The sequence below is a fragment of the Algoriphagus persicinus genome, assembly GCF_035156415.1.
Classification (GTDB): Bacteria; Bacteroidota; Bacteroidia; order Cytophagales; family Cyclobacteriaceae; genus Algoriphagus; species Algoriphagus persicinus.
In genome coordinates this window covers 35,167-48,665 of record NZ_JAYEEY010000018.1, presented here as the reverse complement: position 1 = coordinate 48,665, position 13,499 = coordinate 35,167, and the positions used below count along the sequence as shown (strand labels likewise).

Here is a 13,499-nt window from a genome sequence, read left to right as displayed (position 1 = left end):
CAAGTCGCTTAGAATAATCTAAAACCTACGGAAAGAATCCACTGATTCGTTCGCTGATCTGTCTCAAAGTTCCCCACATTACCGGAGATCCTATTCAAAGAACTTTCGTATTTGGCATCTATTATAAGGTTCCCTATATCCAGTCCAAGACCGGCCTGATAGCCGATGGTAGCATCTTTATAGTCCGCATCTTGGACTGTATCCATCGCATCTTTAATCTCAGAATTGATATTAATACTGGCAATTGGTCCTGCCTGCACTCTTAATACCTTGAAAAACTTAAACCCTACCATCAACGGTATATCCAGACGGTTGAAATCAGCTTCATATTCCTTGATGGGCTGATCATCCGAATCGAAAGTAAATTGACCTTGGGTTTGCGTGTAAAGCACCTCTGGCTGCAGGTATAAAGGGCCAAGACCTATTCTGGCAAAAACCCCGACATGGTACCCAAATTTGGATTCCCCATTTTTGAATTGATCACTTTTAAGATCCAATTGTGTTTGGCTAAGGCCTACTTTTGGGCCCAAAGAAAATCCCTGCGAATAGCCCGTAAGTGCAAATGCCAACAGGACAAATGATAGAATGAGTTTTTTCATTTTTCTATAGTTATTGGTTTAGTATGCTTAGTAACGACAGATTTTAAGAAAAATTAGCAATACCCTTGCCAATAAAAGTTTTTGCACAAAAACTAAAAAAGGAAGCCCGAAGACTTCCTTTTCAATTATCAATGCAATAAATATCTCTTACGCAGCTTGAGCTGTACCAAACACACCTACCATATTGAGAATCAGTAGGATGATCACCACTGGACACACCCACTTAATGAAGAACATCCATCCAGCTTTGAACGGGCCTTTGAAACCAGGTGCTCCAGAAGACAATTCATCTGCATAATCCGAGATTTTGGATGCCCAGCCTGTGTATAGTGCAAGCATCAAGCAGATCACGATCACTGCAAACGTACCGAACACAAAATCCATAATCCCGAAGAAACCTTCCAGCCTATTTCCGAAGAAATTGATATGCAGATTAGCAAAGAAAGTACCTGGGATCTGAGAAAGTGCTGAAGGAACAGAAAGTACCATAGCTGCGATACCCACTGTCCAAGTTGCCCGCTTTCTGCCCCACTTTTTATCATCGATCAAGAATGCAACGGGAACTTCCAACATAGAAATAGTGGAAGTCAAGGCTGCCACCATCAATAAGATAAAGAAAAGCCCCCCAACTATATTACCACCTGGCATGGCATCAAACACTTTTGGCAACACATCAAAAACCAAGGCTGGACCTGCAGCAGGATCTTTGCCTGGAAGTAACGCGAATAATGCAGGGAACACCATCAAACCTCCCAAAAGAGCGACTGAAGTATCCATCCCAGCTATCCATCCAGAAGACTGGATTATATTAGCTTTTTTGGGCAAATAGGAGCCAAAAGTAATCATTAATCCCCATCCAACTGACATAGAGAAGAAAGCCTGACCAAGTGCCTGAAGCACTACTGCTCCGTTTATTTTGGAGAAATCCGGTTTCAAATAATACTCTATCCCTGCTGATGCTCCTTCAAGTGTAACTGATCTTCCAGCAATGAATATGATAATGATAAACAATACTGGCATCAGGAATTTAGATGCTTTTTCTATACCTCCGGATACCCCTCCTAATACAATTATAATAGTCATTAATATAAATACGAATGTCAATGGAATGACATACATAGGAGTCTTTACAAAAACAGCAAAATCAATAGGTATATCAATGATCTCAGTGAAAATATAACCTACCGTCCAGCCTGCAATCACTGAATAATAACTGAACACAAAGAAGCAAACTATCACACAAAGGACTCCCGTCAACTGCCAGAAGCCATTGCCTCCGGTCTCTCTGATCGCTCCTATTGGGTTTTTTCCTGATTTTCTTCCTAAGGCAATTTCATTGAATAAAAGTGGTAATGCGATTAGCAACACGCAAACTATATAGACGAATACGAAGGCTCCGCCTCCATTCTCACCGACCAAATATGGGAACCTCCATATATTCCCCAGTCCTACTGCGGATCCTGCTGCGGCCATGATAAAGCCGAGACTCGATCCCCATTGGCCTCTTTCTTCGGTGTCGTTGTTAACTGCCATAAATGATTCTCAAGTTAAATTAAGGGTGTATAAACTACTTTTTAAGAGCGGGCTAAGATAATTTGTTTTGCTAAAATACCAATTGCCGTTTGGAAAGTTTTAGGCTCAAAACCAAGCTCTTCCCGGGCTTTTGTGATAGTTAAACCTGTTATCAAAGGTCTTTTTGCAGGCTGTGAAAAGGTACTGGAATCTGCTCGCTTGATTAATTTCTTGTCAAGCCCAAAGTAGTCTGCTGTGATTATTGCCATATCATAAGCAGACAAAAAGTCTGGCCCACTAATGTTAAATATTCCCTCTGCTTCCTTTTCTGCAAGCAAAATGCAACCTGCCGCCAAGTCCTCTGCAAGTGTAGGCGTACGGAACTGATCATCTACTACTTGGATTTCTTTCCCTGCTTCCAAAGAGGATTTTACCCAAAGCACAATATTGGTTCGGCTCATATCATGCGCGATTCCAAATACCAAAACTGTTCGTGCAATTGCCCATTTGGTTTTAGAGTTCATGACCATCTGCTCGCCTTCGAGCTTCGTTTCTCCATAATAATTGACTGGGGCAGGACTAGCATTTTCGTCCAGAGGCCCTTCCTCTCCAGAAAAAATAAAATCCGTGGACACAAAAATAAAATGCGCTTTTGCCTCCTCAGCAGCTTTGATCAAATAGGCAGTAGCATTGACATTAGCATCGTAGCAGGCCTCCTGATTCAATTCGCATTGATCCACATGAGTCATAGCTGCACCATGGATGATGATATCCGGCTTGATACTAGCCAAGGTTTTTTCTACCTCAGTCGCTTTGGTGATATCCAGAGTCACAAATTCAAATCCCTCACCTGGCAATCTGCATTCACCTTTTCCACTGGCGACAACCTGGAACTCTCCTTTTTCCACCAATTGGTTAACGAGCTTTTGTCCAAGCAAACCATTGGCACCAGTGATCAACACTTTCTTCTTACTTGTCATCTGAGTAGTTGTAGCCATATTCTTTTTCGATTTTCTTTCGGGACATTTTTTCAACTTTCACGGTCATATAAACCGGCTCATTAGGTCTGTCTCTATACCCAGTAGGAATTTTGGATATCTCTTCAGCCACTTCCAGTCCTTGGATCACTTCTCCAAAGACCGTGTATTCCTGGTCCAAATGCGGTATCCCACCAACAGAGGTGTAAGCTTCAATTTGCTCCTTAGTGAAATTCTTGGTCAAGTTCATGTTCAGCGAAGACTCCAATTCATCCCGCTTGGAAAGAAGCAACGTAGTCAAACTGTCATATTTTTGCTCATTATACATGCGTACATAGGTGTTTTTTAATTCTTCCTGGCTACCTAGCTCAATGTATTTCATAAACGCTTTTTGCAAAAGAGCCATATCCGTGGTAAGCTCAAGCACATCATAGACTTTCCCGATTGCGATGTAGAATTGAGAACCATTTGAGCGCCGCTCAGGATTAATGTCGTCAGGTTGGCGGGCTGCCGCTATCATTCCTTTCTTGTGATAATAATTCGGTCTGATTTCGGCTGGAAAGGTTGGCCACTCTTGTGGGGGAAGATTCTCTTTCGTAAAAACGTCTCCTCCCTGAATCATGAAATTCTTCATGACACGCTGGAATTCGGTAGAATCAAACCTCCCAGCTTCCGCCAATTTTATGAAATTGGACTTATGCTCAGGCGTATCGTCAAAGAGAACAGCCACGATATTTCCGTAACTGGTCTCTATGGTAATCACGTAATCTTTGTCGCCTGCGCAGGCAAATGAGCTCGCGCAAAGGAAGAAAAAAAGTAAGGCTCTCAGAAATCTCATTTATTCAAAGTTGTTTTGATTTGATCCAATATTACTTTCCCGCCTGCGGCGAAAACTTGGTCAGCCAGAGCTTGTCCTAGTTTTTCTGGCTGATCAGCATTTCCTTCTACCACAATGGAAATGCGTTCTTTCCCATCTAAACTCACTATGCCGCCTTTTAGACTGAGTTGGCCGTCTGATAGATTTGCTAGGGCAAAAACAGGAATACTACAGCCTCCTTCCAATACGCTAAGATATGCTCTTTCGGCACGAAGCCTCAAGGAGGTTTCATGATGATTACAGGCTAATGTGATTTCAGACTTCAATTTCGGAGCTAGTTTTTTCGCCACTTCTATAGCCACGGATCCCTGCCCCACAGCTGGAGTGAACTCATTCAAATCCAATTCCTCCACGATCATGTGGTCATATTCCATTCGGTGCGCACCTGCGTAGGCCAGTAATAAAGCATCACATAGTCCTTCTTCCATCTTGCGGATCCGAGTTTGTAGGTTACCCCGAACTTCCACCGTTTTCACATGAGGATAAAAATGCTTCAAAGTAGCAACCCGACGCGTCGATGAAGTACCTAGGACAATGTCTTTCTTTAGGGAAATTGATTTGTCATGAGAGACCAGCACATCATTTTCCTTTTCACGTTCCGTAAAAGCAATTATTTCAAAGCCATCCGGCAGCTTGGACTGCATGTCCTTTGCGCTATGCACAGCGATATCAATTCGTCCATCCAGCAATTGATCTTCCAGCTCCTGTGTGAAAACGCCTTTACTCCCAATCTTGGCAATGGAAACATCAAGGATTTGGTCTCCTTTGGTATCTATGATTACAATCTCTGTGCGCAGTCCTGCTTGTTGCAAAAGCTCCTCCACATGGTACGCCTGCCAAAGCGCTAATTTGCTTCCCCTCGTACCTATTTTTACTAACTGACTCATTGACTGGATATTTTCATAGGGCGCTTATTCACCCCTTCTTCAATAAATTTCACGATGGCAGCAGCAATATCTATCCCTGTAGCTCTCTCTATGCCCTCCAGTCCCGGCGAGCTATTTACTTCCAAAATCAACGGCCCTCTTGCAGATTGGAGCATATCCACGCCGGCTACATCGAGTCCAAGAGCTTTGGCAGCGCCCAATGCCGCTTGTTTTTCTGCACGGCTCAGCTTAATAATGGTAGCTTTTCCTCCACGATGAAGATTGGATCTGAATTCGCCCTCTGCTCCCTGACGCTTCATAGCTCCGACTACTTTCCCATTCACAATGAATGCGCGTATATCAGCTCCTTTGGCTTCCTTGATAAATTCCTGAATAATAATTCTAGCCTTCAACCCGTGAAAAGCTTCAATCACTGATTGACTGGCTTTTCTAGTTTCTGCCAGAACAACCCCCAAGCCTTGCGTTCCTTCTAGTAATTTGATAATTAGAGGTGCTCCACCTACATGTTCGATGATTTGCTTCTCTCCGCCTTTGGAGAAGTTGGTGAAGGCTGTTTTTGGCATACCTAAACCGGCACTGGATAAGATCTGCAAGCTTCTCAACTTGTCTCTGCTTCTCACTATCGCTTGCGAATGCACCGCCGAAAAAGCTCCCATCAGCTCAAACTGACGGACCACGGCTGTTCCGTAAAAAGTAACCGAGGCACCAATTCTCGGTATCACAGCATCTATATCCGTGAGGTTTTCTCCTTTGTAGATGATAGATGGGCCTTCTTGCTCAATGATCAAGTCACAAATACTATGATTTACTATTATGGCTTCATGCCCCGCTTTCTGAATCGCTTCAAAAAGCCTCTTGGTGGAATATAAACTTGGGTTCCTGGATAGGATTGCAATTTTCATGTGATTATAATTTGTTTTTTAATGGTCACACCTGACTGCCGTCAGGCAGGTAGCCTGTCCCGTCCGCCGCGGCGGATCGGGAGAATCTCGCATGGCATGTAATCATCCCAGTATGTGTCGCTTGAGTCATGCTCGATTTCATCTGTTTATAATTGTTTTTCAAAGGTCATAACCTGTCCCGTGACGAAGGAAACGGGATGGAATCTCGCATTAAGGATAATCATCCCTCTGTGTGACGCTTGAGTAATGCTCGATTTCATGAGAAAATTTTTAGATGCTGTAGGTCCGTTTTAGGACCTGTGGGATAAATCGGTGATTTACTTACTTAGGTCTGTATTTTCTAGCCATATTGACTTTAGATACATCTACAAGAAAACGATTTCTTAGGATTTTTCGCCCGAGAAGAATGGCATTTCTCATGCTAGAACGATCCGAAAGGGTAAACTCAGCCGCGTAGGTTTCATCAGCTAGCTCAAAGGTAGTTTCGATCAAATAACGGACTTCAGTCTGACCGAAAGAATTTTTCACTTTTTTTTCTCTGAAATGCTCAAAAGCGACCACCTCCCCTGTGTGTAACTTGTGCCCAGGCAGCAAAGGCTGGAATTTCAGCACCCGCTTACCATTAACTTCGATTACTTCCAGATTCTCAGCATGAATACTACTTGTATATGCCCCGGTGTCAACTTTTGCCCAGGCCAACTTCAGACCTAATTCAGGAAGCGATATTTTTTCCTTTCTCCCAATAATTTTTTGATCCATATCAGCTGATTTTTGCCATCAATCTAGTCACATTCATAGATAGATCTGTGAAGATGAATTTAGCATTCCCATTTCTTTCTAAGTGATAATGGGCAGTGTTAAATTCAATATAGAGTTTGCCGACGTGCTCTTCCTTCAGGATTTTTCCACTTATTTTATTGACAAAATCGCGATCTTCGTCATGGGTACGAAGCAATTCATCCAAACCTGCATTCTTCAGCAGTATCTCTCGCAGGACATTCAGTCCTGTCAATACTAGTGATTTCTGTGCTTCCTTATCTGATTTGTGAAAATCTTCCGCTAGTCCAAAAATGCTTTTGAAATCTGCTTTGTAACAGGACAAAAACCATTCTCTGATTTTTCTCACCTGCATGTCTTCTACCTGATCCACTAATCTGTATGCCTCCCGAAGATTACCATCAGCCAGCATAGCTATTTGATCAGCGGACGTTTCATCACAAAGTCCCTTTGCAATGAGATGGCTTTTCACTTCCTCATCTGAAAAACCTCGAATTGTCACCTTCTGAGTTCTGGAAAGAATAGTAGTCAGTAACTGATCAGCATGGCTAGTGACCAAAATAAAGAGCGTCTTAGGTTGTGGCTCTTCTAGGATTTTCAGCAAGGCATTGGCCGCCGCAGGATGAAGAAATTCCGGTGCCCAAATCATCATGATTTTGTAGCCTCCTTCGAAAGACATCAAAGATAGGGCTTGAATGATTTTGCGGGCAGCTCCCTTAGAAATATTTAATTGCTTCTTTTCAAAATTATTGAAATAGATAAAATCATGAACGTTACCGTAAGGTTGCTCGATGGCAAACTTCCTCCAGTTTGTCAGTAGATCAACCTTTTCGTCCTCCTCCTTTTCCTTATCATCATCTTTGTTCTTGGTAATGGTAGGGAAAGCAAAATTCAGATCCGGCAAAACCAATCGGCTCATTCGCTGGCAAGAAGTACAGCTTCCACAGGAATCTGCTGCACCTGGATTTTCGCAGTACAAATATGTACACAGCGCCAAAGCCATAGTCAAATTAGCTGAACCCTCAGGTCCATGGAATAGTAATGCATGCGCCAAATGATTGTTTTTGACGGCATTGACTAGATTTTCTTTGGTCTCGGGCAGTCCCGGTATATCTGCGAATTGCATGAATTAATTAATCAGGATGAGGTTTCCCAAATTCTATAGTTTTTGGACATTTCGAAAATGGTACGTAATACTTCTTGCTCCTCCATAGTCAAATCCAGCCCTCTTCGTGCCATCACGGCTTTTGCTGTTTCAAGAAATTTTGGAAACAAAAAGGTAGAGAATCCTTCTTCACCACCCCAAGCAAAAGATGGAATAAATTTACGTGGAAATCCTGGACCAAAAATATTGGAGCCAATTCCTACCACCGTTCCGGTATTGAACATGGTGTTTATCCCACATTTGGAATGATCACCCATCATTAGGCCACAAAACTGCAGACCTGTGTTGGCATAAGTACCTACTGTATAATCCCACAGCTTCACAGGCGAATAATTGTTTTTCAGGTTACTGGTATTGGTATCAGCGCCTATATTGCACCATTCACCGATCACAGAATTTCCCAGGAAACCATCATGGCCTTTGTTGCTGAAGCCCAAAACCACCGAGTTGGACACTTCACCTCCCACTTTGGAATGCGGGCCGATGGTAGTGTCTCCCTTTATTTTTGCGCCCATATTTACCGTAGAACTTTCGCCTAATGCAAACGGCCCACGTATCAATGCGCCTTCTTGGATCTCCGCATTTTTGCCAATATATATTGGCCCATTATCAGCATTCAACACTGCTGCACGAATTACCGCTCCTTCTTCTATGAAGATATTTCCTGATGAATACAGCGAGGTATGAGGGTCTATGATCGTTGCGGAAGTTCTCCCTTGAGTAATCAGTTTAAAATCCTTTCTTATTTCAGCTCCATTGAACTGGAAGATATTCCATGTTTTCAACAGGAGTGTTGGCTCAGATTCTATTTGTATTGTTTCCTTACTCTTCACTGTACCAAGATTCTTCTCAGTCTCACCGATATAGGTAGCAATGAGAGTTTTGCCGAAATAGAGTGCCTCATTAGCCGAAAGAGATTTTAATAATCCTAAACTAGCATCATCAGGAAGCCAGGCTCCATTTATAGCTAGGGAATTGCCTGATTTACGGGGAAATTTCTTTTGAAGGTAGTCTTGAGTGAGAAATGAAGCTGGTGCCCCGGTGATCTTTTCCCATTTTTCAGAAATCTTCAGAATTCCTACACGGATGTCCGCCACAGGTCTGGTAAAAGTAAAAGGAAGCAATGATCCGCGAATAGCAGGATCATCAAACAACAATATCGAATCCATGAGGCAAAAATAAAAAAGTCTCCCGGAATCCATGCTCCGGGAGACTTTTTAGCCTGAGATAAGGAAGAATTACTTCTTCTGAGCGTATCTTCTGTTGAATTTCTCAACACGACCCGCTGTATCAAGCATCATTTTCTTACCTGTATAGAATGGGTGCGAGTGTGAGCTCACTTCCACCTTAAACAAAGGGTATTCATTGCCATCTTCCCAAGTGATAGTTTCGCTTGTTTCGATAGTTGACTTAGTAAGAAATTTAAATTCGCTAGAAGTGTCGTAGAAAACGACGTCTCTATAGTTTGGATGGATATCAGCTTTCATATTATTGCTAGTTATATAGTACCTCTTTCAAATGAGGCACAAAGCTACCCTTTTTCAGAAAACCCACCAAATCTTTGTCAAGTATTTCTAAGTCAATTGGTAAAAAGGATATAAAAAGTGGATTACAGAACACAAAAGAAGGGCTTTTGAAGGAAAAATAAAATAGAAATGGTGGCCTTATGAATTCATAAATGCTAATTCACATTAGCCCAGTGGCTGAAACACTAGAATTTCAATCATCATTAAGAGTATTTCATTTTCAGGAATGTTTTTTAGATTTAGCCAATGGTAAAACCACACAAACACACCCTAAGCCTAAAACTGCTTATTTTAATAAGCCTATTTTTTCTTCCACTTTTTTCCATTGCTCAGGGAAGCTATATCCCATTTGATCGAGATTACTATCAGAAGATCGAACGATATGAGATTCTTCAGGGAAGAAATAATGTCAGTTTCCACACTGGAGCAAAGCCCTACAGAAGAGACAATGTGGCGGCATACTTGGATAGTCTAGCTAAAGATCCCGTCATCCGCTCTAGATCTGATCAGTTCAATCTGGCTTATTTGAGTCAGGACAATTGGGAGTTTATCAGCAGAGAAACACCTGAATCAAAAAAACCTTTCCTGAAAGGACTATACCAGCGACCGGGAGACTTTGCGCATTATTACAGTGAGGAATTTGACATACATGTAAGTCCTGTCATATACCTAAATGGTGGCATAGAGCCAGACAACGATCAAAACCCAAACCGGCTTTCCCGTGGAGTAGTTCTTCGAGGGTCAATTGATAATAAAGTGGGTTTTTACACCTATTTCACTTCTTCGGAGGTGTTTTTTCCAAGTTGGGTAAAAGGCTATGCCGCGCAAAATGGGGCTGTTCCGGGAGAGGGTTTTTGGAAAGAATATAACTCGGAGGGCTACAGTTATTTCTCAGCCCTAGGCCATGTAAGCTTCAACATCACCAAGCATATCCAAGTGGAAGTGGGACATGACCGCAACTTTATCGGAGAAGGCTATCGATCTTTTTTGCTGTCTGACTTTTCCAACCCTTATATGTTTGTGAAGTTCAATACGCAAGTATGGAAATTCCAGCTGACCAATATCTGGACACAGATGACTGCCGACGTGGATTATAATAGAGGAAGACCTACTGACGGTCGATATCCTCAGAAATGGTTTTCATTTCACCGGCTAGGTTTCAATGTTGGTGAAAAGCTTAACCTGGGATTCTTTGAGTCAGTGATGACAGACCAAGTTGACTTTAACTATTTCAATCCGATTGTATTCTACCGCTGGGTGGAGCAATCACTCGGCACACCGGACAAAGTGATGCTTGGGCTGGATGGGAAATGGAATTTTTATCCTTCCATGCAACTTTACGGGCAATTTGCACTGGACGAATTCGTCTTCTCTGAATTTTTTGGTCAAGACGGAAAAAACTCCAAGAGAAACAAATACGGGCTCCAAGCAGGTTTTAAATACATTGATATGTTTCAAGTAGCTAACCTTGACCTGCAGTTGGAATACAATTCGGCAAGACCCTATACTTTCCAGGAGAAAACCGATTATCAATCCTACAGCAATTGGAGGACTCCGCTTACTCATCCCCGAGGGGCGAACTTCCGCGAAATGCTGGGAATCATCCGATATCAGCCGATTCCTAAACTGAATCTTACTCTCCTCACCATGTACCAACTCTACGGAGCAGATCCGAATGAGATGACAAACTGGGGAGGTAATATCTTAAAAAACAGACTTCAGGGAAGCCCAACTGGATTATTTGGCAATGAAATCGGGCAAGGAATTGAAAACAAGGTAATCCAGACTAATCTAAATGCGAGCTACATGCTTCGTCATAATTTCTTTATTGATGCATCACATACTTTCCGAAGGAGAACTGCTCAGGATCTAGACAGCCCAGCAACCACCCAATACTTGCAGCTGGCCCTTCGTTGGAACTTTATCCGACCTGACTACAACTATTAAAGAGAAACCTCAGCGGTCATTTTTGCGTAACTTGCGTGATTATTCCACGAATATTAGTTTATGAATACTTACCTGCGAATACTTTCCTATGCCAAGCCTTTTGGGAAATTCGTGCCTGCTTATATTATTTACGCCTTTCTATCTATTGTATTTGGCCTACTCAATTTCACATTACTAAAGCCACTTTTTGATGTAATCTTTGAACAAGTAGATCCAGAGTCGCTTACACGATATGCAGATAAGCCTGAATTCAGTTTTTCGATTGAGTACTTCACCCATCTTTTCAATTATAATTTCCTTCAGGTCGCAGAAGAATATGGAAAAATGGGAACGCTTTTTTATGTCTGTATTATCATTGTTATTTCTGTTTTCCTATCAAATCTCTTCACCTATCTATCAGGAGTAGTATTAGCTAAAGTGCGGGCAATCGTCATCAAGCGCATGCGCATGGATATTTTTGAACATGTCAGCAGTTTACACATCGGCTATTTTTCCAATGAGCGAAAGGGAGACTTGATGTCCAAAATGACCAATGACGTGCAAGAAGTGGAAAACACGATTGTGCAGTCCCTTCGTGTGGTATTCAGGGAGCCTGCTACGATCATCCTTTACTTTTCTGTGCTGTTTTTCATGTCTGTGAAATTGACACTTTTCACCATTTTGATTATTCCTATCTCTGGCGCCATCATCGGTGGTATCACCAGAAGACTGAAGAAAAAGGCGGTGCAAAGCCAGCAATCTCTCGGTCGGATAGTAAATATCCTAGATGAAACCCTTGGAGGAATGCGCGTGATCAAAGCCTTCAATGCAGAAGGATTTATGAAGAAGAAATTTGATGGAGAAACTGACTTCTACGCAGATGTGAATGTAAACATGGCTCGAAAGAATGAGCTTGCCTCTCCTATTTCTCAGTTTTTGGGTGTATTCGTAGTTGCTGGAATTCTTGTGTACGGTGGTAGCATGGTACTGAGCGGCAGCTCAGATTTGGGAGCTTCGGATTTTATCACCTACATTATTATTTTTACTCAAGTACTGAATCCTGCCAAAGAAATCTCTAGGGCTGTCAGCAGCATTCAGAGAGGAATTGCATCAGCTGAGCGAGTCTTCACAGTAGTAGATACGCCATCGCAGATTACATCTCCAGCGTCGCCGTCGGTTTTGGATACGTTTGAGCATTCAGTTGAAGTCAAGGATGTGAATTTTGCTTACGAAGATCAATTGGTCTTGAAAAATATCAATTTTACGCTTGAGCGAGGGAAAACAATTGCCTTGGTAGGCCCTTCTGGAGGAGGAAAATCCACTTTAGCTGACCTTGTGCCTCGTTTTTATGATCCTAGCGCAGGCCAAATCTTGCTGGATGGAAGAAGTCTAATGGATTTCGATTTAAAAGATTTGCGCAGCCTTATGGGCATAGTAACCCAGGAATCAATCCTGTTTAACGACACGGTTTTCAATAACATCGCATTTGGAATAGAAGGGGCGACAGAAGAGCAGGTTCTGGAAGCTGCAAAAATCGCCAATGCACATGAGTTTATCGAGAAAATGGAGGATGGCTATCAAACTAGCATTGGAGAGCGGGGTTCTAAACTCTCTGGCGGGCAAAGGCAGCGCTTGAGTATAGCAAGAGCAGTACTGAAAAACCCTCCAATTTTGATTCTAGATGAAGCTACTTCTGCTTTGGACTCTGAATCAGAGCATTTGGTGCAGGAGGCATTGACCAAACTAATGAGCAATAGAACCACCCTGGTGATCGCACATAGACTCAGCACTATTCAGCATGCCGATGAGATCTTGGTGATAGATCGTGGAGAAATAGTGCAAAGAGGAACACATACCGATTTGAGTCAAATTGAAGGCTTGTATCAGAAACTTTCTAGTATTCAGTCGGTTTAGTATATTCGTTAAAACTAATTTTAAATCCCATGAAAAAACTTCACCAAATACTACAAATAGTCCTTTTGGCCTATTTTGGTGCTTTTCTTATTTTCTTCATAGCTTTCGATACCCTAGGTGGGCTCTTTGGCATGGAAGAAATCACTTCAGACTCCATGGTAACCATCATCCTGATTGGTTTGCTTCTTTTCCTTGCCGCTTGGGGAAGTAGCTATGCAGCTTACAGCAGCCTTTCGTCTCAGATCAAAAAAATGGAAAATGAAACCCATGCGCTTAAAGCTAAGATTTATGATTTCGAGCATCCTAAAACGACAGCAAATCCAGGTGCAAAACCCACAACTCCGTCCGAGTCAGACCAAAGTAATATTCCCCGAAGACAAAATTTTACTGATAAGTGAGATTTTAACTAGGTCAAACTAGTATATTGAGGAGACCAA

At 42.3% G+C, this 13,499-nt stretch carries 13 protein-coding genes; 3 read left to right on the top strand and 10 right to left on the bottom strand.

Annotated elements, in window-relative coordinates; all coding sequences use genetic code 11:
• Window positions 1–8: 8 nt before the first annotated feature.
• The 10 genes from U3A58_RS14740 to U3A58_RS14695 form a co-directional block, all read right to left on the bottom strand.
• The gene (locus U3A58_RS14740) at window positions 9–599 is read right to left on the bottom strand and encodes a porin family protein (protein ID WP_323824565.1); all 591 of its coding nucleotides are present in this window, start codon (window positions 597–599) and stop codon (window positions 9–11) included.
• Window positions 600–746: 147 nt separating this feature from the next.
• On the bottom strand, window positions 747–2,132 hold the full coding sequence (locus tag U3A58_RS14735; protein ID WP_323824562.1) for a sodium-dependent transporter: 1,386 nt from the start codon (window positions 2,130–2,132) through the stop codon (window positions 747–749).
• A 41-nt stretch (window positions 2,133–2,173) separates the two neighbouring features.
• Window positions 2,174–3,109 carry an SDR family oxidoreductase gene (locus tag U3A58_RS14730; RefSeq protein ID WP_323824560.1) on the bottom strand — a complete coding sequence of 312 codons (936 nt, stop codon included), beginning with the start codon at window positions 3,107–3,109 and terminating at the stop codon, window positions 2,174–2,176.
• Window positions 3,081–3,926 (bottom strand): peptidylprolyl isomerase, encoded by an 846-nt coding sequence (locus U3A58_RS14725; protein ID WP_323824558.1) that lies wholly within the window; start codon window positions 3,924–3,926, stop codon window positions 3,081–3,083. The genes U3A58_RS14730 and U3A58_RS14725 overlap by 29 nt, the downstream gene beginning before the upstream one ends.
• Window positions 3,923–4,852, bottom strand: coding sequence for a hydroxymethylbilane synthase (gene hemC, locus U3A58_RS14720; RefSeq protein WP_323824556.1), 930 nt, complete (start codon window positions 4,850–4,852; stop codon window positions 3,923–3,925). Before hemC ends, U3A58_RS14725 begins: the two co-directional genes overlap by 4 nt.
• Window positions 4,849–5,754: a 30S ribosomal protein S6--L-glutamate ligase gene (gene rimK, locus U3A58_RS14715; RefSeq protein WP_323824553.1), complete on the bottom strand. Its 906-nt coding sequence runs from the start codon at window positions 5,752–5,754 to the stop codon at window positions 4,849–4,851. Before rimK ends, hemC begins: the two co-directional genes overlap by 4 nt.
• 321 nt (window positions 5,755–6,075) lie before the next feature.
• The gene (locus tag U3A58_RS14710) at window positions 6,076–6,513 is read right to left on the bottom strand and encodes an ATP-dependent zinc protease family protein (protein WP_323824551.1); all 438 of its coding nucleotides are present in this window, start codon (window positions 6,511–6,513) and stop codon (window positions 6,076–6,078) included.
• A gap of 1 nt (window position 6,514) precedes the next feature.
• Entirely contained in the window at window positions 6,515–7,657 is a 1,143-nt protein-coding gene (locus U3A58_RS14705; RefSeq protein WP_323824549.1) for a DNA polymerase III subunit, read from the bottom strand.
• A gap of 11 nt (window positions 7,658–7,668) precedes the next feature.
• Window positions 7,669–8,865, bottom strand: a complete 1,197-nt coding sequence (locus tag U3A58_RS14700) for a GlmU family protein (protein ID WP_323824547.1) — start codon at window positions 8,863–8,865, stop codon at window positions 7,669–7,671.
• Between the two features lie 69 nt (window positions 8,866–8,934).
• Window positions 8,935–9,183, bottom strand: coding sequence for a type B 50S ribosomal protein L31 (locus tag U3A58_RS14695; RefSeq protein WP_323824544.1), 249 nt, complete (start codon window positions 9,181–9,183; stop codon window positions 8,935–8,937).
• A 285-nt stretch (window positions 9,184–9,468) separates the two neighbouring features.
• On the opposite strand from U3A58_RS14695, the gene U3A58_RS14690 reads away from it, so the two are divergent.
• From U3A58_RS14690 to U3A58_RS14680, 3 genes are read left to right on the top strand one after another with little or no spacing between them, the layout of a single operon-like run.
• On the top strand, window positions 9,469–11,169 hold the full coding sequence (locus tag U3A58_RS14690; RefSeq protein WP_323824542.1) for a hypothetical protein: 1,701 nt from the start codon (window positions 9,469–9,471) through the stop codon (window positions 11,167–11,169).
• 60 nt (window positions 11,170–11,229) lie between these two features.
• Complete coding sequence (locus U3A58_RS14685; protein WP_323824540.1) at window positions 11,230–13,062, top strand: ABC transporter ATP-binding protein; 1,833 nt, start codon at window positions 11,230–11,232, stop codon at window positions 13,060–13,062.
• Window positions 13,063–13,091: 29 nt separating this feature from the next.
• Entirely contained in the window at window positions 13,092–13,460 is a 369-nt protein-coding gene (locus tag U3A58_RS14680; protein ID WP_323824538.1) for a hypothetical protein, read from the top strand.
• Window positions 13,461–13,499 lie beyond the last annotated feature (39 nt).

Excerpts from the sequence above, each read along its gene's own strand:
- U3A58_RS14740 (WP_323824565.1), bottom strand. The coding sequence starts at position 599 with ATGAAAAAACTCATTCTATCATTTGTCCTGTTGGCATTTGCACTTACG.
- U3A58_RS14735 (WP_323824562.1), bottom strand. The coding sequence starts at position 2,132 with ATGGCAGTTAACAACGACACCGAAGAAAGAGGCCAATGGGGATCGAGT.
- U3A58_RS14730 (WP_323824560.1), bottom strand. The coding sequence starts at position 3,109 with ATGGCTACAACTACTCAGATGACAAGTAAGAAGAAAGTGTTGATCACT.
- U3A58_RS14725 (WP_323824558.1), bottom strand. The coding sequence starts at position 3,926 with ATGAGATTTCTGAGAGCCTTACTTTTTTTCTTCCTTTGCGCGAGCTCA.
- hemC (WP_323824556.1), bottom strand. The coding sequence starts at position 4,852 with ATGAGTCAGTTAGTAAAAATAGGTACGAGGGGAAGCAAATTAGCGCTT.
- rimK (WP_323824553.1), bottom strand. The coding sequence starts at position 5,754 with ATGAAAATTGCAATCCTATCCAGGAACCCAAGTTTATATTCCACCAAG.
- U3A58_RS14710 (WP_323824551.1), bottom strand. The coding sequence starts at position 6,513 with ATGGATCAAAAAATTATTGGGAGAAAGGAAAAAATATCGCTTCCTGAA.
- U3A58_RS14705 (WP_323824549.1), bottom strand. The coding sequence starts at position 7,657 with ATGCAATTCGCAGATATACCGGGACTGCCCGAGACCAAAGAAAATCTA.
- U3A58_RS14700 (WP_323824547.1), bottom strand. The coding sequence starts at position 8,865 with ATGGATTCGATATTGTTGTTTGATGATCCTGCTATTCGCGGATCATTG.
- U3A58_RS14695 (WP_323824544.1), bottom strand. The coding sequence starts at position 9,183 with ATGAAAGCTGATATCCATCCAAACTATAGAGACGTCGTTTTCTACGAC.
- U3A58_RS14690 (WP_323824542.1), top strand. The coding sequence starts at position 9,469 with ATGGTAAAACCACACAAACACACCCTAAGCCTAAAACTGCTTATTTTA.
- U3A58_RS14685 (WP_323824540.1), top strand. The coding sequence starts at position 11,230 with ATGAATACTTACCTGCGAATACTTTCCTATGCCAAGCCTTTTGGGAAA.
- U3A58_RS14680 (WP_323824538.1), top strand. The coding sequence starts at position 13,092 with ATGAAAAAACTTCACCAAATACTACAAATAGTCCTTTTGGCCTATTTT.